The sequence below is a fragment of the Mucilaginibacter humi genome (assembly GCF_013087555.1).
In genome coordinates this window covers 1-25900 of the sequence record NZ_JABFCR010000006.1, presented here as the reverse complement: position 1 = coordinate 25900, position 25900 = coordinate 1, and the positions used below count along the sequence as shown (strand labels likewise).

General features: G+C 42.5%; 34 protein-coding genes and 2 pseudogenes. 6 read left to right on the top strand and 30 right to left on the bottom strand.

The features are described 5' to 3' along the window. Positions 1 to 37: 37 nt before the first annotated feature. The 20 genes from HK413_RS02045 to HK413_RS16085 all read right to left on the bottom strand — a co-directional run bounded on the left by HK413_RS02045 (position 38) and on the right by HK413_RS16085 (position 15659). The gene (locus HK413_RS02045; RefSeq protein ID WP_175268954.1) at positions 38 to 682 is read right to left on the bottom strand and encodes a sialidase family protein; all 645 of its coding nucleotides are present in this window, start codon (positions 680 to 682) and stop codon (positions 38 to 40) included. Then, the gene (locus HK413_RS02040) at positions 672 to 1019 is read right to left on the bottom strand and encodes a hypothetical protein (RefSeq protein ID WP_175268953.1); all 348 of its coding nucleotides are present in this window, start codon (positions 1017 to 1019) and stop codon (positions 672 to 674) included. The genes HK413_RS02045 and HK413_RS02040 overlap by 11 nt, the downstream gene beginning before the upstream one ends. A gap of 23 nt (positions 1020 to 1042) precedes the next feature. After that, on the bottom strand, positions 1043 to 1285 hold the full coding sequence (locus HK413_RS02035) for a hypothetical protein (RefSeq protein ID WP_175268952.1): 243 nt from the start codon (positions 1283 to 1285) through the stop codon (positions 1043 to 1045). A 146-nt stretch (positions 1286 to 1431) separates the two neighbouring features. Then, entirely contained in the window at positions 1432 to 1827 is a 396-nt protein-coding gene (locus HK413_RS19000; protein WP_175268951.1) for an NAD(P)-dependent oxidoreductase, read from the bottom strand. Next, a complete protein-coding gene (locus HK413_RS18995; RefSeq protein ID WP_175268950.1) occupies positions 1824 to 2441 on the bottom strand; it encodes an NAD(P)-dependent oxidoreductase in 618 nt (205 codons plus the stop codon). Before HK413_RS18995 ends, HK413_RS19000 begins: the two co-directional genes overlap by 4 nt. Positions 2442 to 2451: 10 nt before the next feature. Then, on the bottom strand, positions 2452 to 2958 hold the full coding sequence (locus tag HK413_RS02020; RefSeq protein ID WP_175268984.1) for an enolase C-terminal domain-like protein: 507 nt from the start codon (positions 2956 to 2958) through the stop codon (positions 2452 to 2454). Between the two features lie 25 nt (positions 2959 to 2983). After that, positions 2984 to 3703, bottom strand: a complete 720-nt coding sequence (locus HK413_RS02015) for an enolase-like domain-containing protein (protein ID WP_175268949.1) — start codon at positions 3701 to 3703, stop codon at positions 2984 to 2986. A 221-nt stretch (positions 3704 to 3924) separates the two neighbouring features. After that, a complete protein-coding gene (locus tag HK413_RS02010) occupies positions 3925 to 4758 on the bottom strand; it encodes a hypothetical protein (protein ID WP_175268948.1) in 834 nt (277 codons plus the stop codon). Between the two features lie 97 nt (positions 4759 to 4855). Beyond that, entirely contained in the window at positions 4856 to 6292 is a 1437-nt protein-coding gene (locus HK413_RS02005; RefSeq protein ID WP_175268947.1) for a rubredoxin, read from the bottom strand. 1 nt (position 6293) lies between these two features. Then, a complete protein-coding gene (locus tag HK413_RS16125; protein ID WP_246229533.1) occupies positions 6294 to 6563 on the bottom strand; it encodes a (2Fe-2S)-binding protein in 270 nt (89 codons plus the stop codon). Between the two features lie 47 nt (positions 6564 to 6610). Continuing rightward, entirely contained in the window at positions 6611 to 8332 is a 1722-nt protein-coding gene (locus HK413_RS16115; protein ID WP_246229532.1) for an FAD-dependent oxidoreductase, read from the bottom strand. Further along, positions 8269 to 9816 (bottom strand): molybdopterin-dependent oxidoreductase, encoded by a 1548-nt coding sequence (locus tag HK413_RS16110; protein ID WP_246229531.1) that lies wholly within the window; start codon positions 9814 to 9816, stop codon positions 8269 to 8271. Before HK413_RS16110 ends, HK413_RS16115 begins: the two co-directional genes overlap by 64 nt. A 6-nt stretch (positions 9817 to 9822) precedes the next feature. Next, positions 9823 to 10764 carry an MFS transporter gene (locus HK413_RS01995; protein WP_317169201.1) on the bottom strand — a complete coding sequence of 314 codons (942 nt, stop codon included), beginning with the start codon at positions 10762 to 10764 and terminating at the stop codon, positions 9823 to 9825. A gap of 99 nt (positions 10765 to 10863) precedes the next feature. Continuing rightward, the gene (locus tag HK413_RS16105; protein ID WP_246229529.1) at positions 10864 to 11010 is read right to left on the bottom strand and encodes a hypothetical protein; all 147 of its coding nucleotides are present in this window, start codon (positions 11008 to 11010) and stop codon (positions 10864 to 10866) included. 127 nt (positions 11011 to 11137) lie between these two features. Further along, positions 11138 to 12613, bottom strand: coding sequence for an alginate export family protein (locus tag HK413_RS01990; protein ID WP_217451957.1), 1476 nt, complete (start codon positions 12611 to 12613; stop codon positions 11138 to 11140). Between the two features lie 193 nt (positions 12614 to 12806). Beyond that, complete coding sequence (gene nirD, locus HK413_RS01985) at positions 12807 to 13151, bottom strand: nitrite reductase small subunit NirD (RefSeq protein ID WP_175268946.1); 345 nt, start codon at positions 13149 to 13151, stop codon at positions 12807 to 12809. Between the two features lie 21 nt (positions 13152 to 13172). Continuing rightward, on the bottom strand, positions 13173 to 13343 hold the full coding sequence (locus HK413_RS16100) for a hypothetical protein (protein ID WP_246229528.1): 171 nt from the start codon (positions 13341 to 13343) through the stop codon (positions 13173 to 13175). A gap of 66 nt (positions 13344 to 13409) precedes the next feature. After that, entirely contained in the window at positions 13410 to 13724 is a 315-nt protein-coding gene (locus HK413_RS16095) for a hypothetical protein (protein WP_246229527.1), read from the bottom strand. Then, the gene (locus tag HK413_RS16090) at positions 13717 to 14169 is read right to left on the bottom strand and encodes a hypothetical protein (protein WP_317169200.1); all 453 of its coding nucleotides are present in this window, start codon (positions 14167 to 14169) and stop codon (positions 13717 to 13719) included. Before HK413_RS16090 ends, HK413_RS16095 begins: the two co-directional genes overlap by 8 nt. Beyond that, positions 14166 to 15659, bottom strand: a complete 1494-nt coding sequence (locus HK413_RS16085; RefSeq protein ID WP_246229526.1) for an FAD-dependent oxidoreductase — start codon at positions 15657 to 15659, stop codon at positions 14166 to 14168. Before HK413_RS16085 ends, HK413_RS16090 begins: the two co-directional genes overlap by 4 nt. Before the next feature lie 446 nt (positions 15660 to 16105). Here HK413_RS16085 and HK413_RS01975 point away from each other — a divergent pair, with 446 nt between their 5' ends. Next, positions 16106 to 16456: a DUF7009 family protein gene (locus HK413_RS01975; RefSeq protein WP_175268945.1), complete on the top strand. Its 351-nt coding sequence runs from the start codon at positions 16106 to 16108 to the stop codon at positions 16454 to 16456. Between the two features lie 43 nt (positions 16457 to 16499). Here the strand turns inward: HK413_RS01975 and HK413_RS01970 are convergent, their stop codons facing one another. The 10 genes and pseudogenes from HK413_RS01970 to HK413_RS14405 form a co-directional block, all read right to left on the bottom strand. Further along, positions 16500 to 16877 carry a hypothetical protein gene (locus HK413_RS01970; RefSeq protein WP_175268944.1) on the bottom strand — a complete coding sequence of 126 codons (378 nt, stop codon included), beginning with the start codon at positions 16875 to 16877 and terminating at the stop codon, positions 16500 to 16502. Beyond that, positions 16874 to 18481: an FN3 associated domain-containing protein gene (locus HK413_RS01965; RefSeq protein ID WP_175268943.1), complete on the bottom strand. Its 1608-nt coding sequence runs from the start codon at positions 18479 to 18481 to the stop codon at positions 16874 to 16876. Before HK413_RS01965 ends, HK413_RS01970 begins: the two co-directional genes overlap by 4 nt. Before the next feature lie 141 nt (positions 18482 to 18622). Then, complete coding sequence (locus tag HK413_RS01960) at positions 18623 to 19486, bottom strand: 6-bladed beta-propeller (protein ID WP_175268942.1); 864 nt, start codon at positions 19484 to 19486, stop codon at positions 18623 to 18625. Then, entirely contained in the window at positions 19483 to 19647 is a 165-nt protein-coding gene (locus HK413_RS01955; protein WP_175268941.1) for a hypothetical protein, read from the bottom strand. Before HK413_RS01955 ends, HK413_RS01960 begins: the two co-directional genes overlap by 4 nt. Before the next feature lie 44 nt (positions 19648 to 19691). Then, on the bottom strand, positions 19692 to 20468 hold the full coding sequence (locus HK413_RS14435) for a DUF1501 domain-containing protein (RefSeq protein WP_217451956.1): 777 nt from the start codon (positions 20466 to 20468) through the stop codon (positions 19692 to 19694). Further along, positions 20428 to 20957, bottom strand: a pseudogene (locus HK413_RS14425) (DUF1501 domain-containing protein). The gene HK413_RS14435 and the pseudogene HK413_RS14425 overlap by 41 nt, the downstream one beginning before the upstream one ends. Before the next feature lie 157 nt (positions 20958 to 21114). Next, positions 21115 to 22035 (bottom strand): DUF1553 domain-containing protein, encoded by a 921-nt coding sequence (locus tag HK413_RS14420; RefSeq protein ID WP_394353110.1) that lies wholly within the window; start codon positions 22033 to 22035, stop codon positions 21115 to 21117. Continuing rightward, complete coding sequence (locus tag HK413_RS21825) at positions 21951 to 22259, bottom strand: DUF1553 domain-containing protein (protein WP_217451953.1); 309 nt, start codon at positions 22257 to 22259, stop codon at positions 21951 to 21953. The genes HK413_RS14420 and HK413_RS21825 overlap by 85 nt, the downstream gene beginning before the upstream one ends. Before the next feature lie 41 nt (positions 22260 to 22300). After that, positions 22301 to 22885 (bottom strand): annotated as a pseudogene (locus HK413_RS14410) (DUF1549 domain-containing protein); the annotation flags it as partial. A 70-nt stretch (positions 22886 to 22955) separates the two neighbouring features. Further along, complete coding sequence (locus HK413_RS14405) at positions 22956 to 23429, bottom strand: c-type cytochrome domain-containing protein (RefSeq protein WP_217451952.1); 474 nt, start codon at positions 23427 to 23429, stop codon at positions 22956 to 22958. Positions 23430 to 23593: 164 nt separating this feature from the next. Here HK413_RS14405 and HK413_RS16080 point away from each other — a divergent pair, with 164 nt between their 5' ends. The 5 genes from HK413_RS16080 to HK413_RS01925 form a co-directional block, all read left to right on the top strand. Next, positions 23594 to 23905, top strand: coding sequence for a sigma factor (locus tag HK413_RS16080; RefSeq protein ID WP_317169199.1), 312 nt, complete (start codon positions 23594 to 23596; stop codon positions 23903 to 23905). After that, positions 23827 to 24147, top strand: a complete 321-nt coding sequence (locus tag HK413_RS16075; RefSeq protein WP_246229525.1) for a sigma factor-like helix-turn-helix DNA-binding protein — start codon at positions 23827 to 23829, stop codon at positions 24145 to 24147. The genes HK413_RS16080 and HK413_RS16075 overlap by 79 nt, the downstream gene beginning before the upstream one ends. 93 nt (positions 24148 to 24240) lie before the next feature. Further along, positions 24241 to 24552 carry a hypothetical protein gene (locus HK413_RS01935; RefSeq protein ID WP_175268940.1) on the top strand — a complete coding sequence of 104 codons (312 nt, stop codon included), beginning with the start codon at positions 24241 to 24243 and terminating at the stop codon, positions 24550 to 24552. 52 nt (positions 24553 to 24604) lie between these two features. Continuing rightward, positions 24605 to 25222: a FecR family protein gene (locus HK413_RS01930; protein WP_175268939.1), complete on the top strand. Its 618-nt coding sequence runs from the start codon at positions 24605 to 24607 to the stop codon at positions 25220 to 25222. A gap of 264 nt (positions 25223 to 25486) precedes the next feature. After that, on the top strand, positions 25487 to 25900 hold a 414-nt coding region (locus HK413_RS01925; RefSeq protein WP_394353109.1), incomplete at its 3' end, for a carboxypeptidase-like regulatory domain-containing protein.

Genomic DNA, 25900 nt, shown 5'->3' with positions numbered 1-25900 from the left:
CTTAAGGAGATGCTCAAAAGTGAGCATCTCCTTACATTTAAACGGATATTTTCACTTTGCGGCCATATGTATAACGGCCTTCTTTACCGTTCCAGTGGCCAAAATCATAGACAACAAATAACTCGTTATTTTTGGGGGTTTCTTCAACACACATATAATGTGTGGTATCAATCCCTGTTGTAAGCCGGGTTACTTGGCTCCGTGTATCACCATGGTCAAGGCTAAAGGCAAGATAATTGCCGTTCCACGGATAGGTTGGTATTGTCCAGCAAAGCTTTGCTGAGATCCGCACACCAAAAGCGGCAATCAGTATTCCACTTCGGGTTTCTATCAGGTCTGGGTCTACAACGGCACCGATCAATTCGGGCGAATCCGGAGCAACCAGCACGCCTTTGCGTTTAACATCCTTAAACATAGCCGCCCAATTGTTGGTTTTATAAACATCAAGATCAGCGTATACTAATGGTTTAGCTTTTGTCCATGTTTTACCACCATCGTCAGAATGGTTACTATATAATTCATACCCGGTACGCATCTGGCAAATTAAACGACCTGCTTTTGGCCCTTTTGATACCCGTGCAATAACCGGCTCGCCAAAACCTTCGGTACCTACTTTCTTATCTACAGCTACAGTTGAAACAAAATCCCAATGCTTGCCTTTATTTTTAGATTTAAACAGCATAACCCGGCTTTTTTTTCATTTTTGGCTGATACGGGCAAGGCTCGTCATCTCCTTTCTGGAAACCATAAATAGTAGTAAGCAGATCGCCGTTAGGCAATTCCGGGATACGGCGGTGCAGGCGCATGGCTATATGCGGGCGTCCGCCGTCGTCTGCTGAACCATAGAACTCGGCATTAGGGATATCAAAAGTAATAGGAAACGGGCCTTGCAGCGTTTTATATTCATCGATTGATGTGTACATTAAGCCGGCACCGGTATCGGGTTTATCGCCTGGCGTAACGTACGTTTCAAGGGCGATGATGGTACCATCTTTTAGTTGCGTGATACCGCCTTCCATATCTACCCCATTATCTCCTTCTTTTAAAGGAAATCATTCCATGTTTCACCGCCATCGCGCGATACCACCGTCGACATAGCAAATGGATAATAGATCCTTTCCTGCGGAAGTGGTTTATTGTGATTTTGCGACTGAACGATCAATGTCCCTTTGCGGGTGCATAGCATTGAGGGTTGCAAACCATCATTTAAAACCATTACCTCCTTACCAAAATCAAGCTTTATACGGTGGTCGGCCAATACGGTTTGGGGTATGTTATTTTGCAATACAGGCACCGGTAATTAAACGGAGGAGCTGCAAAGCCTTTCATCCGCATTAATGGAATGGCCGCGAGCAATAATGACGAGTTTTGCAGGAACTTTCTGCGTGATGTGTTATTAAGATCACTCATAATATTTCTTTTTAAAATGTTTTATTTTCCTTTTAGGTCGGCCGGGGTAAGCTCATTTAATAAATGCCGGCCATTGTGCAACCTTTCAATATTCTGAACAAAAATATCCCATACCCTTTCTAAAAATTTCGGACTTAAACTTGAACCGGATATATGAGGCGTTAATATCACATTAGGCATCTTCCATAAAGGGTGGTCTGCCGGCATTGGATAATAATAATGCGTATCTAAGGCCGCGCCGGCTATCCAATTTTGTTCGAGGGCTTTTATAAGCGCCTTCTCTTCAATCAGCGGGCCACGCGCGGGATTTAGTAAATAAGCGGTTGGCTTTAGCATTTTCAGCTCCGCCTCGCTTATTATCCCGGCATTAGTGTCTGTTTGGGGCATGGCTATGATGAGGAAATCCAATCCTTTCAAAAAGCTTCTTTTTCTTCCATTAAGAAAACTTTATCGGGCAGTACGCCTTCCGGGTCGCCGGTGCCGGCTACACTATATATATCTGTGCGGGGTTTTACACCGCTGCGGCTCAAAACATGTACTTGCATACCCAAGGCTTTTACTAAACGTGCGGTTTCGCGACCAATACCTCCATAGCCCCAAATACCTACTATGCTGCCCCGGATCTCGTGCTGGAAACGTGCCGAGCGGTCCCAAACAGCCGCATCCTGATTATGCATCATTCCACGCATATCGCGCGCCAGATTTATCATCATCGCTACATTCCATTCGCCTATAGGTACGTCAAAAACGCCAAGTGCATTGCAGGCTTTAACATTCCGGTCATCAAATCCCTTCCCTATTAACTGCGTATACCCTGCCGAACTGATCTGGATAAATTTTAACTGATCCATATCCTCGTGATTTTGCGGTGGAAACGTACAGAAAAGCGCATCGCAATCAGCTATCAGATTAGTGGGTAGAGGTCTTACACGTTCTTCTGGCAGATCTACTACTTTCACATTCACACCCGGCATATCCTTTAGCTTTTTTAAAGCGGGAACATAAACAGGCATATCAATTAAAATATTCATGAGAAATAGATCAGGTGGTTAAAATTTTACCCGGCACGCTGTTAAATTCTCCCGAACCGCGCTGAAATGGATAACGTTTAATGGTAGCCTCGGTAAGCTCAATGCCTAATCCGGGTTTTTCGGGTGGCAAGGCATAACCATCTTTCATTTGCAGACTATCGCCTATCACCTCGCTATGTAAAGGTCCATAGGCCGGAGCCACTTCCAATATAATAGTATTTGGGCTTGCAAAACCACAATGTATATTTTGCATTTGCGATGCGCCTGCACCCCGGGCATGCGGCGCTATTTTACGGCCACGCTGATGAAGACTGGCCGCTACTTTCATGAACTCATTTAAACCGGCGGTAAATGAAGCATCGGGTTGGCCTATATTAAAGCTGTCCTGTTCAAGGAATGTTTGCCACTCGCAATAGGCAGTTAGGCACTCGCCGCCGGCAATTGGGGTGGTTGTGTTTTTACATAATTCGCTGTATAAATCCGGGCGGGTATAATGTAGTGGTTCTTCTAAAAGAATAGTTTGTAGGGTTCCATCGCTTTGGCTACAGCCAAAGCGGTATCAAGCCCCCGGTAGTGGTTGAACTGTTGCCCATATGCGCATCCATCATCAGCCACAAATGATCACCAAACTGCTCGCGGATGTAAGCCATTTTTGTTGATTCCAAATCAGCAGCTTCGTTAAGATCAGACGGAATATGGAAACCCTTATCCTTATAGTAAGCGCCTGCCCCTATTTTTGCGCCTTTAAAACCAAGCGATTGGTAAAATTCTATTTTGCCTGCCAGTTTATCTAACGGATAATTGCTGGGGCCGCCGGTGGCATAACAGGGTAGTTTGTCATGGTAAGCGCCTTTGGTAGCTGCTAACCCAAAATCGTTCCTCCATTTTTCCTGTAGTAGTTTCCATACAGGCATATTTTCCTCTTTGCCTTTTAAATCCCATAATGCCGCTTCTATCCCGCAAAGTACAATAGCGCCTAAACCAACCCTGCACCAAAAATTACCGCAATGGTACATTTTTGCCCACAGGTCGGGGATATCATCAACGTTATTACCTATCAGGATAGGCTTAAAAAATTCCACTATCTCCGGCACCATCTCGGGGCAGAAATAGCCCGCATAGGTTTCACCAATGCCAATCAGCCCGCTGTCGGTTTTTATTTGGATAAAGGCCGCGCTGCGCAATTTTCGCGCTTCAGAAAGATAGGGGTCTAAAGTACAGGGGCCCGTAAGTAAAATGGTTTTAACATCGGTGATCTTCATCTTATTGATTTACCCGGAAATTGGCTAGCTAACCCGGGGATTAAACCAAAGTTAAAACAATGGGTACCCCTTAGATGATACTTTCATTTATATTGATAGTATTTTCTTTTATTGCGTGCTATCAATTTTTAATATCGCGTAAGCAGCGGCGGCCCGCATATCGGCACCTTCGTCGCTCGTCGGGTCGTATATGCCGGTATCCTTATCTTTCATTAAATCTATCAATAACGGCAAGTGTTTTTTGTGCCTTTTTCGGCCGGGGCCTGTGCTATTTCTGTGCGTTCGCCTACGCTAAAGCTATGCACATCTTTAGTCAGCAATTCATCAACTTGTGTTAGTTTTTTACTATCGGCTTTTGCCGGGGCTGTAACCGGGGCAGTGGTTAAAAGGGCTACGTATAACTCATCGGTTTTATGGGCTGCAAGGGCAGCGGCTGTTATTTTATCCCATTGTTGTGTGTTTAGGCCTTGCTCTTTGCGTAAAACATAAGCGCTAATCCGCCTGATGATAGCATTTGTATCGGTTAATGCCCTATGCAAAAGTTCTTCGCGGTTAACCTCCATCCTTATTCCCGAACCATAAGAACTGGCCCAAACCGCATAAGTTTGCAAATTTCTATCGTCAGACACTAAAGTTTTTGAAGTTACCTGCGGGAATAAATCGGCAACCGGTTGCTGCAGTTTAGCCAAAGCCTCTGTAGCATGTGTCCGGTCAGGGCCGTTCAGATCTTTATAAGCATCATACATTTTGTTGAGCCACATCTTTTTTCGTGCGTCATCATGCTCGGCTTGTACTAATATTCTCCATATCACTACCCTGTATTTGGGTTCAGTTCCATGCAGCTTTTCTTCCTTTAAAAACTCTTTTAATGCTACATCCGCGTGGCCTGTCCATATCAGGTATTCAGCCGCGTGAGCTTTTATAAATTTTTGACGATGCGCTAATATCAATTTTAGTTCGGCAAGGGCTTGTTTTTGGGGCGTAGTTGGGGTAGGATTTTGCATGGATAATATATTGATTGCACTAAGCATACCTATTAACAGATGTAACATCATATCATTTAAATGTTATGTTATCTCAAATGTATCCTTTGCCGGGACAAGTAGGTGCTACTTTATTTTACAATACTGATACTATTTCATTTACCCAGTATTAAGGCGCAGTATATATAAGTTTAAATTCGCTTTTCGGCGCTTCGCACACAGGGCACGTGTAGGCATTAAGCAATTCAAAATCAACGCCTTTTTCAATATTATTTGCAGCATCGCCATATTGTTTGTCATAGCGGGTAAGACAGTTATTGCACTCGTAAACAGACAAGCTATCTTGTTGCAAAATAGTATCTTCTGATAAAACTAAAGTAGCTGATAAATGGGGATCGGCTTGCTGACTGTAAAACTCTTTACATAAAGTAATTAGTTTTTTACTTAACAATCGGGGCGTTATTTTTTGGGCGTAGCGTACTTCGTCTTTTGAGTTTGGGTTAAAATCTCGTGTGTGCAATATGTCGTAGTCGCCTGACTCATTCTTTCGCAGAATTACAGCACCTTGCAAACCCGTTTTGGGTTGCGTTTTAATAGCAAAGCTAAGTTGGTAAGTTCGCAAATCGGCTTCTTCAAATTGCCGTACTAACTGTTGTTTCAGTTCCAACCCTTCGCTACACATGTCTTCAATTTGCCAATTTAACTCGTTAGCAGCATGGCGCACATTTAAGTGATATTTGCTTAATATCAGTCCCCATTGGTTTCTGTCGGTCTGTTCAATGCCTTTTATGATAATAGTTTTCCGGGGTGTGGTATAAACTTGGCCTATCCTGCTTTTCAAGCATAATAAACACACATCCTTTAAAAATCCTACCCGGAAAAGTTCATTGCGCCGATAAATACCCAACCAGTATTTATTGCCATACCGGTTAAAACCTTCATAATAAGGCAGCTGAAAATCGGGTACATTTAGTGGTTCGGTTACCGGCCTGAGGGCGAGGCTTATTTTTTTGAGCAGAGTTTTATAAAACAACTCTTCATCTATATCTGCCTGATTGTAAAACAGGTCTTTTTTTTGCATGATAATGTCTTCGGCAGCTTTGGTTAAAGCAGGTATATCTTCAGAATACACCAATGAAGGTAAACAATACAGTTTATCAGTTTTGGGGAACCTGATATAAGTAAACCAGTAATTATTAACGTTAGATGCAATGAAATTTATATTGCCACTAAAAAAAGGGACAAACGTTTGGCGATCATCAACCAGGTTCACTTTTAATTTTGGTTGATGTTCAAACCTGTCAAAGATGTCCTTATATACACCCTCGCGCAGCCACCCTTCATGATGATTAAATATAGTATCTGCTACGTACGAACTTATAATGTTGGGATAGCTGTCATCATCTATCTCATAGCTGATCTCAGCTTTCAGCATATCCAGTTCCATATCCTCCAGCTTATCTGCTTTAACAGTAAAATAAAGTTGTTGCCGGTTTCCGAAGCGGATATCAGTTGCGCCGGCATTTTCGGCGATCAATAATATCTCATACAAATCGCCGGCTGATATAAAGCCCCCGGGTAAGTTTATTTTAATGAGGTGATCCATATTAAACCGCTTTGGCTAATGATAAATTATTCAGTGCTTCTTCGAGTAATCGTTTCACTTCAGGACGGCACGATCCGCAACCCATGCCCGCACCGCTGGTAGCACATAGGTCCTTCAGGTTAGTACAGCCTTCATCTATTTTTTTGCGGATATTCTCGCTGCCTACATTATTACAGCTGCAAACCAGTTTACCTAATACCGGGTCTGCTTTGTTGCCGCTACGAAGTAATTGCAGCCGCTTTTCGCTCAATTCTGTTTGGTTGGCTATCAAGTCCCTAAACTCAAGAAACTCACTCTTATCGCCAATTAAAATAGCCCCTACCAGCCTATCCTGGTGGATAATGCATTTTTATAATAGCGTTTGGCCTTATCGGTAAAAACCACTTCTTCATAATTAATGTCATCGGGGCATTCCGGCAATCCTATACTGCACAGGTCAAATCCATGGATCTTAATAATATTCATAAACAGGCTGCCTTTGTAATAGCTGGCAATGTCGCCATTCATGTAAGCGGCAACTACCTGTGCCTGTTGCTCGGCGGCTGCGGTTATGCCATATAAGGTGCCATTAAATTCGGCTATTTCGCCAATAGCATAAACGTCAGGATCGCTGGTTTGCAGGCGCTCATTTACGATAACACCCCGACGGCATTCTAACCCGCACTCTTTAGCAAGTTCAAAATTTGGCGTTGTGCCAATTGCCAGTATCATGGCATCGCAATTGATCTTACGGCCACTTTTCAACCCAATACCTGTTAGTTTTGAGCGGCCATAAAACAGTTGGATCTCATCATCATAATAAATATCGCAGCCCTGGTCGGCCATTTCTTCATGTAATAACTGGCTTCCTAAGGCATCGAGCTGCCGGTTTAAAAACCGCGAAGTACGCTGTATGATGGTTATTTTAATACCAATCTCGCGTAGCGAAGCAGCCATCTCTAACCCCAATAAACCACCACCTACAATTACCACATGCCCACCCGCCGGCACATGCTTTTTAAAGCTATCGGCGTCGTTACGGTTGCGCATGGTAAAAATGCCGGGAAGCGCTGGTACATTTCGGGGCACTGCAGCCCGGCTGCCCGTGGCAATCAACAATATGTCGTAAGGAGTTTTTATACCCACGGAGTCTAATACGTATTTATTAACGCGGTCTATGCGCTCTATACTTATGCCGCGCAAAAGGTTTATTTTGTATTCGGGTTCTTCCTCGTCCTTCATTTTTACCAGTTGCTCCCATTGCTGCTCGCCGCTGATATAATCAGGCAGCATAACCCGATTGTAGAACGGGTAATTTTCTTTGCTAAAGATGGTGATCTGGTCGTCCTTATTTAATTCACGGTATGATTTTACGAATCCGTATGATCCTGCGCCTGCCCCAATAACTACAATGCGCTGAAAAGGCTTTTTAAACTTAGCCACGTTTACAGCGCAGAATTTAAAATCGGGTTCTTTTGATACGGGGTCTACCTTATCGTTGGTTAAGTTATTGGCACGGTTTAGATCATTACCTAAAATCTTGCCCCAATGCATAGGCAAAAACACAACTCCTTGTTTTATTTGGGTCGATAGTTTAGCTTTAACTTGCACCGTACCGCGTTTTGAGGTTATAACCGTAACATCACCTTCGCTGATATTTAATTTTTCAGCGTCGTCAGGATGTATCTCCGGGAACGATTGCGGGTAATGCTGGTTAAGCTTATTTACCTTGCCCGTTTTACTCATGGTATGCCACTGATCGCGGATACGGCCGGTTGTTAAAATAAATGGAAAATTTGCATCAGGCAATTCGCTGGTCAATGTATCAGCCACCGGATAGATAATAGCCTTTTGCGATTGGGTATAAAATTTTCTGTCGGTAAATAAACGGGGCGTACCTTGCGTCTGACTCTTCTTTTTATAGGGCCATTGTACTGTTTTATGCTGTTTCAATATCTCATAGCTTAAGCCGCTTATATCGATATTGGTTTTTGCAGTTAAGCGAACATGCTCGGCATAAATAGCGGCAGGATTTTCAAAGTCGAATCCTTTATAGCCCATTTTTTCGCAAAGCGACAAATGATCTCTGCATCGCGTAATGCTTCGCCGGGCGCGTCAAGTACTTTGTTTAAGTAGCTTATGCGGCGCTCTGAATTGGTCATCGTACCTTCCTTTTCGGCCCGGGCGGCAGCAGGTAATATTACATCGGCAAATGCCAAACTTTCTGATTTATTGGTAATCTCCTGCACTACTACAAACCGGGCTTTTTTCAATGCCTCTTCAACCAAACGCACATTAGGCATACTGGTTAAAGGGTTGGTGCACATTATCCAAATAGCTTTTAAACGACCGTCATTTAACGCCTCAAACATCTCGGTTGCAGATAATCCGGGATTTGGGTTTATAGTGGTACCGCCCCAAAATTTCTCTACCTCTTCACGGTGTTGCGCATTTCCTAAATCGCGATGAGCGGGCAATAAATTGGATAAGCCACCCACCTCGCGCCCACCCATGGCGTTGGGCTGTCCTGTTAGTGACATCGGCCCTGAGCCGGGTTTCCCAATGTGCCCGGTTATTAAATTTAGATTGATCAGGCTCAGGTTTTTATTTACGCCGATAGCGCTTTGGTTAAGCCCCATCGTCCACATAGCGATGTAGCCTTTTGCTTCAGCTATATACTGCGCTGCCAAACGAATATCAGCTTCGCTGACACCGCATATTAATGCTGATTCGGTTATCGTGCGTTCAAAAACCAGTTTGCTGTAAGCCTCAAAGCCTTCGGCATGGTTGGTGATGAAATCAAGGTCTATATCTCCATTTTCTATCAGTACCCGACCAATTGCGTGGTTTAGGGTAATATCTGTACCGGGATTTAATTGCAAGTGTAAATCTGCTACGCTGCAGGTATCGGTGACGCGGGGATCAACAACAATTATTTTGACATGCGAATTAGCGGCTTTATGAGCCTCAACACGTCGCCATAAAATGGGATGACACCAGGCAGGGTTAGCACCTGTTACATAAAAGCAATCGGCCAGTTCAATATCATCATAACATAGTGGCACGCTGTCCTCGCCCAGCGCCAGCTTATACGCCGCTACCGCGCTGCTCATGCAAAGGCGGGAGTTAGTGTCGATATTATTACTGCCGATAAAGCCTTTAATGAGTTTGTTAACTACATAATATTCCTCGGTTAAACATTGCCCGGATGCATAAAACGCTACCGAATCAGGTCCGTACTTTTCTATAAATGTTTTAAAAACCGCTGCGGTACGGTCAAGCGCTTCGTCCCAGCTAACACGCTGCATAGGCATGTTTTTATTGTACCGCATTTGCGGATAGAGCAACCTGTCGGTTTTGTCATTAACCGTGTGATGCAGGTTCATGCCCTTGCTGCATAACGCGCCTTTATTTACTGGGTGATCTTTATCGCCCTCCAAACTAACCGAACCATTTTTCTCTTTGTTTAAAAGCACACCACAGCCAACCCCGCAATAACAGCAGGTGGTACTTAGTTGGTTTGTGGTGTGCCTTGTTTTTTGCATAATAAATTATACTGCGCCCACTAACCCGCTTTTTTCAGATTGCTCGTCAGTGATGGGTTTCTTTTGGAAACGGGTTACCAATACAATTACCGATACTACAATTACCGTATAGCCTATATAAGTAAATGCCTCAACATAGGTAACCGAAGTTGATTTAAAAAGGAAGCCAAACAGCATACCACCCAGATTGCCACCGGCACCTACAATGCCGCTAACCAGTCCTACATTTTTAGCGTTAACAAACGGCACAATACCATAAGTGGCTCCGTTTGACATTTTAAGGAACATAGCAAACGTTAACATGGAGAGTATGGCAATTGGTAAAGAGCCAGACTTGGCAAACAATATTAACCCCAACCCTTCTAAAAGTAATACACCGGCAAGCAGTAATCCTTTACCGCGCATACCAAATTTTTTGCCTGCTTTATCAGAGGCAATACCACCCAACGCACGGGCAAATAAATTCATGAAGCCAAATATGCCGGCCCAAAAACCGGCAGAGCTTTGGTTAAGATGGAAGGTATCAACAAAGTGCAGCGAGGCTACGTTATCAAATGTAAGCTCCATCCCAAAGCACATCGCATAAGCTAAAGTTAGTGCCCAAATACGCCAGTCGGCCAATACGCTCCAATCAGTTTTTGACGACTGTGTTTTGGTATGGCCAATCTCATCATAGTTTCCCTCAGGGGTATCTTTGGTGTATTTGTTATATAAAAAAGCGATGATCAGCATCATTACACCCGGTACAATCATCGCGTAACGCCAGGCTTCGGCCTTGGTATAACCAAAACTTACAATGGCTGCGAATATTAAAGGCATTACCATATTGGTTACCCCGCCGCCAAGGTTGCCCCAACCGCCGGTAATCGCGTTAGCGGTGCCTTTAATATTAGGTGCAAACATCATAGAAGTGTGGAACTGCGTGATAACAAACGAGGCTCCTATCACACCAATAGCCAGTCGAAATAACAAAAACGAAGTATAATCATGCGCTAACCCGACAAAAATACCGGTATCGACCCGATCAATAACAACCTTACCGCGGTTTTACGCGGGCCCCGTATCGCAAAGCTTGCCTATGAGCAACCGGGCAATAATGGTTACCGCTACTGATGCAATGATTGTATTACCTACCTGCGCCTTGGTTAAATGTAATTCGGCACGAATGGTAGGCATTAAAGGCGCCGAGGCCAAACCAGCCAAAAAAGCATACAAAAAACATTAGCCAGGTTGTATGGAACGTACGCATTTGCACACCCTTTAAAGAAAATATATTGAGTTTAGTAAGTTGATTTTTCATGTCCGTTGAATAATTATTTGTTTAAAAATTCTGGTTTGATATTGATCTGCAAAAGGCCCAAACAGGTTTAAGGCTGGCAGTTGATGGAGTGATGTTTTTAGCATATTCCATGCTGCTTGTTGCCGCCATGTAGGATACACCCACATCTATATTGGTAAACTTATTAAGTTTGTAGCCAGCGGTAAGGTCAAACTCGGTACCGAGGTGTTTGGCTATTGCTGCACCGTTAATATTTTTCTGGTTATCGGCTAAAGAAAAGTAGTGCCCGGCAAGCTCTGTGGTAAGCCTACTGTTGGCCGAGGTATATTTTATCTTTAAATACGGATCGCTTAAACCACCCAACGGCGAACCGCTTACGGCATAGAAATAATCCATATATCCCCAAAACTTATGCGGAGTACCATATAGTGGATCAAAACGATGATTAACTGTTGATGTTGAAAGCGCGTCATTGCCGGATAAGACATCTAAACCTGCGGTATAGCTAAATTTGGCCGGTTTGTAGGATAGCGCCAATGTATACGTATAAGCGTTCAGTTCTAACCCATCCTTGTCATGGCCGCCCTGATAATAGTAACCACCATTAAATGCCCATTCGTTTTTATTACCAAACACCGGGTTAATTAATATGCCGGTGGTAATGCGGGTGTTTACGCCGGGTTGGTTAAAGTGTTTACCGTATAGATAGCCAACATCTGTACCCGATGTGTTTTTAACAGAATCCAGTATATATTTCCCAAACTGATCTGCCAGGAAGAGACCGGATATTTTAGTTTTGCCGAACTTTTTAGCGGCGTATAAATATTGCAATGCTTTATAATTTTGATTAAGTGCATTGGTACCAGGCGGGTTAAGGAATACCAGTGAACCATTTTTTGCGCTAACACCTGCTGCATTTATCAGCGGAATATAACCTGCAGGAGTATTCATTACATTACCTTTGCTGTCTTTTACAGTTGTCGGTACATTCGCCGGTGTATAATAAGTTCCGTTGTAATTTACAGCATCGGTATTTTGGTTAAATGCCGCGCCAAGGTCAACCTGCCAGCCTTTTTGCAGTAGTTTAAAAACTACAGCATCATGCCGTCTTGCCTGGGTTAACCAATCTGAAGCGCCTAATAAGCGTTCGTCATCATAAACTAATTCCTGGCGACCTATTTTTATAGCGAAGTAATCAAAAGGAGAAACTTTAAATGCTGTATCTTTTTTATTGGAGAGAATTAATTCGGCCCGTGCTTCATGAATGGCTAATTTAGCGCCATCTGCCGGGTTGATTGTAGATGCGTCCTCGCCCCATAACCGTACATCCTGTATAGACGTCTGAAAAACGATTTTGCTTGATTTGTAATTAAAAGTAAGCCGGGTGCGTTGCCCTATAGAGGCGGCACTTTTACTGCCGATGGTTTCTAATGTTCCGTAACCGTCGCGCAGCTCGCCCCGCGTTCGGAGCTGGCCCGTTAAGGAAAGCTGTGCTATGGCGGATTGGGTAAAAAGCATGACGAAAACAATAGAATTAACGCAGTAATGCGGTGGTTTAATTCATTTTTGTACATTTGGTTTGGTTTTTTTGTTAAAGCGATTAAAACTATTTGCCCTGTCTGGGAATGCGACCTCCCGACGGGGTTTTTTATTGACCAGATTTTATTTTCGTTACACTCCTTTCTTTCTTAATATCAGTGTACTTGTAAAATTAAAGCGCAATAAATACTTTACCATCCTCAACCCTTACCGCGTAAGTTTTTATTGAAAGTTCTTCGTTTGTTAAACAATGACCGCTTAAAAGCGAGAATGTATTTTTATGAAACGGGCAAGCAACCTTTGGCTCGCAATTTTCGCCGGTACTGCCAATCATGCCTCTTGATAAAACCATTTGTTGTTTATGCGGACATAAGTTCTGCGTGGCAAACCATTCGCCGCGGCGGCTGAAATTAAAAATCGCTATTTGCTCGTCGCCCAGCTTTACACAAGCCCCGCCGTTCTGCGGTATATCATTAACACGGCAGGCCAGTACCCAGTTATCTGTTATAGTTTCCATATTCTTGATTTTTTAAGTTGATTACCATTGTGCCTTTATCTGCTCGCGCATCGGCTCAAACTTAACTGTAGGGTCCTTTTCTTCGGGGGCGTTTACAAAATGAGTAAAGCGTTTGCGCAATTCCGGGTTTTCAACAACTTCTCTCCATTCGCAGTGATAGGTGTTTATCAACAGTTGCATTTCTTCTTCCAATAAATCGCAAATACCCGGCTATCATTTATCACCACGTTTTTAAGGTAACTTAACCCGCCATCCATTTTATTTAGCCAGGTAGCTGTGCGCGATAGAGGCTCGGCTGTTTTTATGTAAAACATCAGGAAGCGGTCCGTATTTAACCAGCGTTTCTTTATTAATATCTGCTGCAAACAACTCGGCATGCTGTGGTTTTGATCCGCCATTGCCGCATACATATAAGTTCCAGCCCTTCTCGGTAGCTATAATTCCAAAGTCTTTTGATTTCGCCTCGGCACATTCACGGATACAACCACTAACCCCACCTTTCAGCTTATGCGGTGCGCGAATCCCTTTATACCGGTCCTCAATTTCTATCGCGAATGAAACACTATCATGCAAACCAAACCGGCACCGTACTGCCCACACAGCTTTTCACGGTACGTAATGCCTTTCCGTAAGCATGCCCGCTCTCAAAACCGGCGTCAATTAACTCCTCCCATATAGCCGGCAGGTCGTTAAGATGCGCGCCAAACAAATCAATGCGCTGGCCGCCTGTTATCTTGGTATACAAGCCATATTGTTTGGCTACCTGACCTAATACTATAAGCTTATCCGGCGTAATTTCGCCGCCAGGTATGCGCGGCACAACTGAATAAGTGCCGCCTTTCTGGATGTTTGCTAAAAACCGGTCATTACTATCCTGTATCGTATCCTGTTTTACAACAACATCGTTCCATAAACTTGATAGTATGCTTGCAACGGCAGGTTTACAAACCTCGCAGCCATCGCCTTTACCAAAGTGGTCAAGAACCAGATCGTAATTTTTAAGCTGATTTATTTTCACCAGGTCAAACAGTTCTGGCGCGAGTAGTCAAAATGCTCGCACAATACATTTTTTACATATTGCCCGTTAGCTTTCATAGTACCTGCTATCAGGTCCTTAACCAACGGAATGCATCCGCCACAGCCAGTTCCGGCTTTGGTACATTTTTTCATACCATCAACAGACGTGATACCCAGATCAGTAACCGATGAACAGATCATCGCTTTATCAACCGCTTCGCATGAACAGATCAGCGCGTCATCAGGCAGATTCATCACACCGGCGCCTTCGTTTTCCGCTCCGCCCCGCGAACCCAATATTAAATCCTCCGGGTTTGGCGGCAATACCAATTTATTATTAACGGTTTGCAATAACATATTGTAAGCGTCAGCATCGCCAATTAAAATGCCGCCTAACAGGTATTTACCATCGGTAGTAATATTAATGCGTTTATATATCCCCTTATGTGTATCCTCGAAAACAATAGTGCGGCAGTCGGGCTCGGTAATAAAAGCATCACCAAAGCTGGCAACGTCAACTCCTATCAGCTTAAGCTTGGTGCTCATGTCATAGCTATAAAACAGCTTATTACCGTCCATTAATTGTGATACCACGATTTCGGCCATCTCATAACCCGGTGCTACCGGGCCATATATCATACCTTCATATAAAGCGCACTCGCCTATGGCAAAAATGGCTTCATCGCTGGTCTGCATTTTATCATTAACCATTATACCGCCACGGGTACCTACCTGCAGGCCCGCCAGCTTAGCTAATTCGTCGCGCGGACGTATGCCTGCCGATATGACCAGCATATCAATAGGTAATACACTCTCATCGTTAAAATGCAAAGCATCCGCCTTAAGTGCGCCACCTATATAAGATGTACTTTTATTTAAATGAACAGTCAGGCCCAATTCTTTTAATTTAGACTGTAACATAGCGCTACCGGCCGAATCAATTTGCCTCGGCATTAAACGCGGCGCAAATTCAATTACGTGGGTATCGGTAATGCCGAGATCCATTAACGCCTTTGCTGCTTCCAAGCCAAGCAAACCACCACCCATAACCGCACCAGTTTTGGCAGTGGCTGCATAGGCTTTTATTAATTCAAGATCCTCGATTGTGCGATAAACGAATACGCCTTCTTTTTCAATACCGGGTATGTCGGGCACAAATGCCGATGAACCCGTAGCCAGCACCAGGTAATCATATTTTAAGGTGAGGCCTTTTAAAGAATGTACAGTTTTATCTGCACGGTTTATTTCCTGCACCGGGTCACCCAGATACAAGGTAATACCTTGCTCATCATACCATTCCCGGCTTGACAGGGAAAGATCATCTGCTGATTTTCCGTTAAAATATTCACTTAAATGAACGCGATCATAAGCCTGACGCGGCTCTTCGCCAAATACGATGATATTGAACCCGGATGATTTAGTTACAAGTTTTTCGCAAAACTTGTAACCAACCATACCATTGCCAATCACTATGACTGTTGATTTTATCATATCGATTTTTGTTTGTTAAAGCGTTTTACTGATAAATACAATAAAGTGCGACCTAAAATGCATTTACAATAGCAATTTTAATCAATAAAAGTCTAAAATCAAATAAATAGTATTAATTTTATCATATTAAACAGTAAATATTGTGCATAGATGACGACTTAAGTGTGATATAAAACAGATTTTGTTAAATATTTTTAATAAAACTTAATAAATCATTAAAAATTAAATTTATTTAAGGCAAAAATTGATCAATTTTTAACAAATCATTAAAAATTACAATAATTAAGTAAATATTATCAATACAATATGTTTTAAACAGAATAACGGGGCTTATTAAAGATGATAGCAATCGGGATTCTTTATCTATTAAATTATAAAACATGCTACCGTACAGGCGTCCCAGATGGCACCGTTGTCTCTGGGACATTAGAGTAAATAATATTATTATGAAAATCAGGATTAAAGGAAATTCATTACGTTACCGTTTAACTAAAACAGATGTTGAGCAATTTTCACTAAACGGCTATATAGAAGAAATTATAGATTTCGGCAGTCAAACGCTTACTTACGCATTGGAGCGAAGTGGGTTTAATAGCCTAATAGCAACTTTTGATCACAATAAAATAACGCTGTTAATGCCCGCAAAAATGGCCACCGAATGGGAAAGAACCGACAGGGTTGGTTTCGAAGGCTTTGACAATAACTTATTTCTGTTGATTGAAAAGGATTTCAAATGCCTGGATAATGTAGCTGAGGATCAGAGCGATAATTACCCTAATCCGTTGGCTAAGTCATAACTTACCGGCCCCCAAACCGGTCTTTAATTAAAAAACAACTCATCTACCCATACAGAGGCTGTTTTTGCGGCGGGAACCATGGCTGTGGTTTAACCGGCTTTACCTTGATCTGAAAATATTTGAGTGGCTGGGCAGTTGTCAGCTTAGCCTCAAACAGGCTTCTCTTATCCGGATCATCCTTTAACGGTTTTGCCGGTTTTATTCTACCAACCAAGGTCAGTTTACGTTTATCATTGCCTCCTGATATTTCTATACCTTCAGGGAAAAGTATTTGCTGCCCGTTAAGGCGCAAACATCCCATCCCAATTGTTTTCAAGCTTACGGCGTTATTAAAAGTTATATGGATCACCATTTCAAATGGTACACCAACCCATTTACCATCAAACGGTTTAAAAGAGCCCAGCTCTTTATCGATCATCATCTTGCCCCCATTATTTTTTCAATGACGGAAGTATCGGGTGTATAGGTATTCCGGTTATAATTTAAAGTAACGATATCACTGCCATACCAACCTTCTTTATAGGCGCGGGTTTTTATTGTCACATCGCTGCTGATGATCATTCCGGGCTTATAGACCGGCGATTTAATGCTATCCGGATCGCTGCCATCTGTAGTATATCGAATGATCGCGCCTTTAATCGGGTGACTGATGACTAATTCGAACGGCTTTGAAAACACCCACGTAGTGCTTTTAACTTGAGGGGCATTCAATTTTATTGGTACACCATCATCTTTAAATCCGGTAACAAAATTAACTTGTTTATAGCGCTGTTTTAATTGTTGCAGTTCCGCATCCTTTATACCGGTATTCCATATTACTAATTCGGTTAGGGTTTTTACAGATAAGATTGGTTCAAGTTCCTGAGCCTTAAGCTGGACACCCGCTAATGATAACTCCTTTAAATTTTTAAGTTTAGAAAGTTCGCCAAGATCTTTTCCCGAGATATCTGTAAAATTCAGGTTTAACCGGCGCAGGTTAGTAAATTTTGAAATAGTTTTTAGTTCCGCATCTTTTACTGGTAGCTTATTAAGACTAAGCGATACTACTTGTTTTTTTACCGGCTCAAGTTCCTCTATCGCTTTTGGCGTATAGTTACTTTTGCTATAGATGCTTACAGATAGTGCAGGCGATTCCTGCGCTATTTGCTGCACCACTCTATAATTATTATTTAACTCTTTTATTTTCTTTTCATCTGCAGCCGAAAAATCATAGTTTTCGGTAGTAGCTTCAGGTGGGCTTAATTTTGACGCAGCAAGTAATCTTAATGAATCATTAACAGGCAATGCTATAACCTTTTGTGTAAAGTTTGGCTTGCCTTTTATCCAAAGGTATAACAGGGCTATTTCGTCATCGGTTAGTTGGGGTTTGCCTGCCGGCGGCATGTGCTTATCGTCAGCTAAGGGTAAATGTAAACGCTGTAACAACAAGCTTAACTGAGGGCTACCGGCAACAAATAGCTTACCGCTTTTACCACCTTTTAAAACACCCTCCATGTCACTAAGCAACAAGCGTCCTTTTAACTTATCATCATTATGGCAACTAACGCACTTGCTTTCAAATATAGGTTGTATAACATCCCGGTAAACCAAAGCTTTATCAATAGGTACAGCCGCTTGCTGATGCATAACAGGCCCTAATACAAAATTCTCCCCGTGGGTAATATCAGCTCCGTAATGCCCTGCAAAAACAAGACAAATAAACGTAATAGTTGCGCTTGCTTTAGCTACCCAAGTTTTATACCATGAGTAATTACGGCACCAATAAATGGCAGAACTTAGCCAAACAAGGCTCACACCTGTCCATTTATGCCATTGCAAAACATTACCCGAGTATCCCGCTTCTTTGGACAAGAAAAGGCCCATTATGGCTGTAATGGCTGCCAACAAACTACCCATTAGTAATAATACAGTAGTAAAATTTTGATAAAGGGCTTCTTCTTTAAACGTTGAGCGGAAACGGAAAAACTCAAACAATACCCCCATCATCAATATAACAATAGGGAAGTGTAAAAGTAACGGATGCATACGCCCAACCGGCTGTAACCAATGCGGTACAACCAGTGATTACTGAAGATCAGTAAAAAAACCAGTAATGTATTCAGTACAAATAATAAGGTTTCAGCAAAAGTTTGGTGACTTTGTCTAATCATTTAGCAGCCCAATAAATTAAACGCGGGTGAATTTATAAGGATACACCTTGCCCGATGCCCATTGAGTCACATACAAATTATCATCCTTATCAACACAAACGTCATGCGGATGAATAAAGATCTTTTCTGCCTGGTTCATCGGTTGTAATACTCCGGCCTGGTAAACCGGCTCGGTACCGCCTATGTTAGAGACCACTTTATTATGCTTATCCAGTATGGTAGTAAACCCGCTGGCCGGATGGCTCATATCAATCGATCTTAATACTGCGGCATATAAATGTTGGTCTTTTATTACCGGCCGGCATACGCAAGCTCCGGGCAGTTTTATTATTTCCTGCAGTTTACCATCCAAACTAAACCGTTTGAAACAATTACGGGTACGGTCAGTGATTAATAGTGAAGGTTTCTTTTGACGGCGATCAATTACTATTCCATGTGCGTTATCAAAATGGTCATCACCATCGCCCCGGCCCCCAAAATAGTTTAGTAGTTTACCATCTTTGTCGTAATGGGTAATGTATTGCGCGCCATAACCATCAGCAATAAAGATATCACCGTTGGTATCGACAATAGTTTCCGTAGGGACAAACTCCTCTGCTTTTTTGTAAACCCCTGTTTCCAGCGGTGCGTTAATGGTCATTAGTATCTTACCATCCATGGTAGTTTTATATACCTGGTGCTTAACGGTATCAGTAATAAACAAAAACTCCGTTCCGTTTTCATTAACTAAAGTTAAGCCATGCCCGCCGGGAAAATCATGTCCCCAAAAATCAAGCAGCTTACCGGCTGTATCATATATAAGTATATTATTCTTAGTCTCATTAGTCAGCAGGATCAGGCGGCCTTTCGAGTCTTGCACCATTTCATGGCAATCATTCACCGGGTGGTTTTGCGGGTCGAGTTTACCCCGGTATTATCCATGCGATACTTCATGCCGTTATGACCATATATAGGGCCGTCGTTTTTTGCCATCAGATCTTTCGCAATAAAAAAGCTTGCCGTAAAAACGGTGCTTTGTTGTATAAATTTCCTTCTTTCCATTATGTGGTAATATTAGGTTATAATTCCGCGTACTACCTTACCTGCTACATCGGTAAGGCGGTATCTGCGGCCCGGCTTTTAAAAGTAAGTTTTTCGTGATCGATGCCTAACTGATTAAGCACCGTGGCATGGAAATCATTCACATGCACACCGTCTTTAACAATATTGTAACCAAAATCATCTGTTTCGCCATAAACCATACCTGATTTAATACCACCACCCGCCATCCAGATACTAAAACAGCGTGGATGATGGTCGCGGCCATAATTCTTCACATCCAGTTTACCACGGCTATAGTTGGTACGGCCAAATTCGCCGCCCCAAATTACCAGTGTTTCATCAAGCAACCCTCTTTGTTTTAAATCAGTGATTAATGCTGCTGATGCCTGATCCACATCTTTGGCCTGCATGGCCATCTGGTTAGGCAAATCACCATGCTGATCCCAACCACGGTGGTATAGCTGTACAAAACGCACACCATTCTCAGATAGTTTACGAGCTAACAAGCAATTAGCGGCATAAGTGCCCGGCACCAAACAGTCCGGCCCATACATTTTTACGGTATCATCTGATTCTTTGGACAGGTCCATAATATCAGGCACCTCAGTTTGCATCCGATAGGCCATTTCATATTGCTGCACCTTGGTATTGATCTCAGGGTCACCAAACTCTTTGTAGGACATATCATTCAGTTCCGCAAGCTTATCCAACATCTTACGCCGCTCGTCACGGCTCATTCCATCCGGATCTTTTAAGTAAAGCACCGGATCTTCGCTACTGCTAAATTGTATGCCCCTGGTGAATGGAATCCAAGAACCCATTACTCCAGAGTTTGGAATATACGCCTTGCCCGTTACCCCTGCCTTTTGACAGTAATACGGTAAATGCGGGAAGATTTTTGTTCTCGCTACCTAACCCATAGCTTACCCACGAGCCCATACTTGGCCGATTGCCTTGTTGCGCACCGGTTTGAAAAAGGTTAATGCCGGATCATGGTTGATCGCTTCAGTATGTAAGGTCTTAATGATACAGATATCATCGGCTATTTTGGCGATATGGGGAAACAAGTCGCTTATCCACGCACGCCCCTGGCCGTATTGCTTAAAATCATAAAACGAACCTACCAATGGGAACGACGCCTGTTTAGCCGTCATACCGGTCAGGATCTGGTTACCACGTACCGATGGCGGCAACTCCTGCCCCATCATTTCCCGCAATTTTGGTTTATAATCAAATGACTCTAATTGCGACGGCGCCCCGTTCTGAAAGAGATAGATTACGCGCTTAGCTTTAGGCGCAAAATTGGGCATGCCGGGGATAAAATCAGTCCCGCTATCCGTACCGCTAAATAGGTCAGGAATAAGCAATGAGCCCGGGGCAACACTACCCAACCCAAGACTTAGCCTTGATAAAAACTTTCGCCGGTTTAAATTAAGATGATGTTCTAAAATATCTTTCTCCATAGCCTTAAGTTTTTACAATGGTTTCTTCCAAATTATATAGCGCAGCCATAACCTTCATTAAGGCAGCAAGCTTAACTTTATCTATTTTATCAGGTATTGGGTATTCGCCAACATTTAATAGTTTGATGGCTGCCTTACTATCGGTTGTTTTAAGCTCGTCCTGGTAATAACCCGTTAATAAAGCCAATTCCTTATCGTTAGGCTTTCTACAAACTACCAAACGGAATGCTTTATATATTTTACTTTTCACCTGCGTATTCTCGGTTAGTAAATTAGCTGCCAATACACGGGCTGCTTCCAGCACAGTTGGATCGTTCATCATTACCAGTGCCTGGTTAGGGGTATTAGTGCGCAGGCGCCGGACTTCGCATTGGTCGCGGTTGCTGGCATCAAATATGGCCAACGACGCCGGCGGAACGGTACGTTTTATTAAGGTATACATACCACGACGATATAACCCCGCACCGTGCACCTGTTTGTAAGTGGCCAACTGCCCCCGGCCCGAACTGGCCATTTCCCATAACCCGGGTGGTTGGTAAGGGTTAACACTTGGCCCGCCAATACTTCGGGTTAATAAACCACTGCTGGCTAAAACTACATCACGCACTAATTCGGCCGGTAAACGCGAGCGTGAACTATATGATAGTAATTCATTATCCGGGTCAAGCTTTAGTTTTTCAGGACTAATAACTGCTGATTGCCGGTAAGTCGCTGACATTACAATTTGTTTAACCAGTCGTTTAACGTTCCAGCCATGCTCTTCGAAATCAACTGAAAGCCAGTCAAGCAAGGCCAAATTTTTTGGCAGGTCGCCCTGCATCCCAAAATCGCCCGAACTTTTTACAATACCGCGTCCAAAAACTCCTGCCATTGCTGGTTCACAAATGACCGCGCGGTAAGCGGGTTCTTCTTGTTGAACATCCACATAGCAAGCCCTAACCTATTTTTAGGATAATTTGCCGGGAAAGGTAATATTGCTTTTGGCGTACCGGGTTGTACCTCATCGCCGGGCGCGTCGTAATTACCACGTTTAAGTATAAAAGTTTTCCGAACGGTATCGCCCATTACAGATACGATGAGTTTATTTGTATCCTGCTTGTTTACAAAATTTAATATGCCTTTTACATCATCATTGGTGATCTGTATCATTGGCTTTTTGGCATAGGTTTCGGGGCCGCCAACTACTGATGTTATCCCTTTCTCATTAACCTGGTTAAAAAAGCAAACAGTTGGTAATATTCTTTTTGTGAAAAGGGATCGTATTTATGATCATGACAATGTGCGCACTCCATAGTAACACTTAACAGGCCTTTGCCAAAAGTATTAGTGCGATCTGTTACGTAGCTTATGCGATATTCTTCATCTATCACGCCGCCCTCTTCAGTAATTTTATGGTTACGGTTAAAACCTGTAGCTAACAATTGCTCTTTGGTTGAATTCGGCATCAGGTCGCCGGCCATTTGCCAGGTAATAAATTTATCGTAAGGCAGGTTCTCGTTAAATGCATGGATCACCCAATCGCGCCACGGCCATTGGCTGCGGTAATTATCGTCCTGGTATCCATGCGAATCGGCATAGCGGGCAACATCCAGCCAATGCAAAGCCATCTTTTCGCCGTAATTAGGGCTTTGTAGTAACCTATCAACAACCTTTTCATATGCATTCGGGCTGTTATCAGCCAAAAAACTATCCATTAGTTGCAGGCTTGGTGGTAGCCCGGTAAGATCAAGACTAACCCTTTTTAGTAAGCGCTCTTTATCCGCTTCGGGGTTAGGCGCCGGTTTTTCTTTTCCAGTTTACTTAATATAAAATAGTCAAGCTCGTTTTTTGGCCACGATTTATCTTTTACAACTGGTAATGGGGCTTTTTGGGGGCAACAAAAGCCCAATGCTTTTCATATTTAGCACCTTGTTTTATCCATTTTTTAATAAGATCTGTTTCGTGTTCCGTTAATCTTTTCAGGTTAGACGCCGGTGGTGGCATCATCATAGCTGAATCTGACGACGTAATCCTTAAATACACTTCGGATGCCGACGGATCTCCAGCTACAAAAGCATGCGCTTTAGGATTATCCTGCAAAGCTTTAAATGCTTCTTCAGGCAGATCTAATCTTAAACCGGCTTGTCGCTTGTTGGCATCAGGGCCATGGCATTTAAAACATTTGTCAGATAATATCGGGCGTATATTAAAATTATAGCTTACTGTATCCGGAATCTCGGCCTCGGCTTCCTGATTGCTTATTGGGCGGTTACAGGCTGCAACCCCGCCTAAAATAATAGCGGCACAAGTAAAGAATAAAAGATAAATACTCTTCTTCATAATTAATTCAGCAACAGGGATGCTTCGGTTTATTGGAATAGTCTAAGATAGGAGCAATTATTCAATCTTACAAGAGTTTGTACATACAAACTCTTAAAATAACCAAATTACCACGTTATACACCTTCATTAATTTTATGTTATATTCGTTTTAAATTAAAAATTGTGAGCGCTATTCATTTACTTGACGACGATCAATTGACCGGGCTGCTACGGACCGGAAATGAATTAGCCTTTACTGAAATCTATAACCGTTATTGGGATAAGCTTTACTATATCGCACATAAATTATTAAAAGACACCGATGCAGCGGAAGAGATTGTACAGGATGTCTTTTTCATTTTGTGGAAGAAAAGGGAAACTTTAACCATTAAATCATTGCCGGCATACCGGCCTCTATGGCCCGCTATTCTGTCTATCGTGCGCTGTCCAAAGAAAAAAACACAAAAAAACAAGAAGACATCATTAGCCGGTTAGGTTTGCAAACTGCCGAAATAAATATTGATGACAAATTGCTGTTGGAGATCATCACTGAGTTGTCCAATAAACTACCTGAGAAATGCCGCTTGGTGTTCCAATATAATAAATTGCAGGACCGCTCGCTGGCCGATGTAGCCGAGCAACTCAACATATCACAAAAGACGGCTGAGGGCCACCTAACTAAAGCGTTAAAAGTCATTCGCGCCAATATGGGCGATATGATGACTTTTTTCTTATAACCTCCCTTTAATTTTAAAAAATATCATTTTAGACCAAGGGTATTTTGTCCTTAGGCTACTCTATACTATAAAATAGGGTAATTAAAGTCCGAGATGAGTACAAACGAGTTAAAACGCCCGGCAGAAAAATATTTCGAAGGCACCGCATCTGAGCAAGAGAAACAACAGCTTCACCAATGGTATGATACAACCAACGATGGGTGGGTAGAAGTTGTAAATACTTCATCGCCCGAGGACGAAGAGGAGATTAAACAACGTATTTTTAAGAACCTGCAAAAAAGGATTCAACAAGAAAAAGAAATGCAACCTGTCCGTGAGGCCGATTTCTTTAAGACGGATCTTATTACCAGTTGCTTCTGTTGCGGCTATTTTACTTGCGGGCTTCTTTATCTTCCGATCGGCTGATCAACAGGCTTTACCGGTTGAGAAACATGTCGTTAAGGCTCCGTTAAATAAAGTGATCCAAATTTTACTGGCCGACGGCTCTAAAGTTTGGTTGAATGCAGGTTCGATATTTAAATATCCTAAAAACTTTAATGGAAAAGTGCGCGAGGTAGAGTTAATTGAAGGGCGCGCTTTCTTCGATATCAAACATATGACGGATCACCCTTTCCTGGTTAAGACACATAATCTGAATGTCACCGTCCCGGGGACATCTTTTGATGTACGCTCTTACCAGCGCGAGGGGAAAACCAAAGTAAGCGTGGTTACTGGCAAGGTAGGTATTACCTTACTTAATGAGCCAAAAAAACCTGCAATTATGTTGCTTGCTAAAGAAGAAATTGTACTTAATACAACCACTAAGCACATTGCTAAAGCACAAACCAAAGAAGCAATAGTTAATCTATGGTGCAAAGATGTACTGGTATTTGACCGGGAAGACCTGAGCAATGTATTTAAAGCTATAGAAAAGAAATACAATACCAAAATAACTGTAACAGATAAAGATCTGTTAAAAGAAAGGATATCCATTACCCTTGGTAACCAACGCCCGGATACCATTATGGAAATATTAAGCTTTACTAAACACTTTAACTATAAAATGGCCAATGACAGTACAGTAGTTGTTAAATAAGGCACTTTCTTTCTTAGTAGCTAAAAAGAAAAAACCGGGAACATAATGCCCCCGGAATAAGATTAGCCGGCTGTAAACATGCTTGAGACCCATAAACAGCATAGGCTCAGTTTAATATTAATATTTAAACCATTACAAATATGAAGAATTTTTACGGCAAATTATTGCCTATACTTCGAAAATGCATGCGCATTACTACAATTATCATTGGAATTCAGTTATGCTGTGCCGCGATGCTGGCCGCTAAAGGCACACGTGCCCGAAATGAACTTAAATGTTGACAATGCCAATATTAAACAAGTGTTTAAGCGCATTGAGCAGCAGGCAAATGTAACTTTTGTATATGATGCCCGTGTAATCAATAAATTACCCGGCCTTACCCTGCATATCAGCAAACAACCGCTTAGTGATGTGCTCACAGAACTACACAATCAAACCCAGTTGCAATTTAAACTGGTTGGCAATTTTATAGGGGTTGCACAAAACTTAGGTAGTATGCCTATACTGACCCCGGTTAGCGTTGATACCAAAGCAACCATAAAAATAACAGGTTTAGTAAGGGACGCCAGCGGACAGCCGCTGATAGGCGTAAGTGTTACGCGAAAAGGAACCGCGAGCGGCACTACAACAAATGTTAACGGCCAGTTTGATATTGACGCTAATATTGGTGATGTGTTG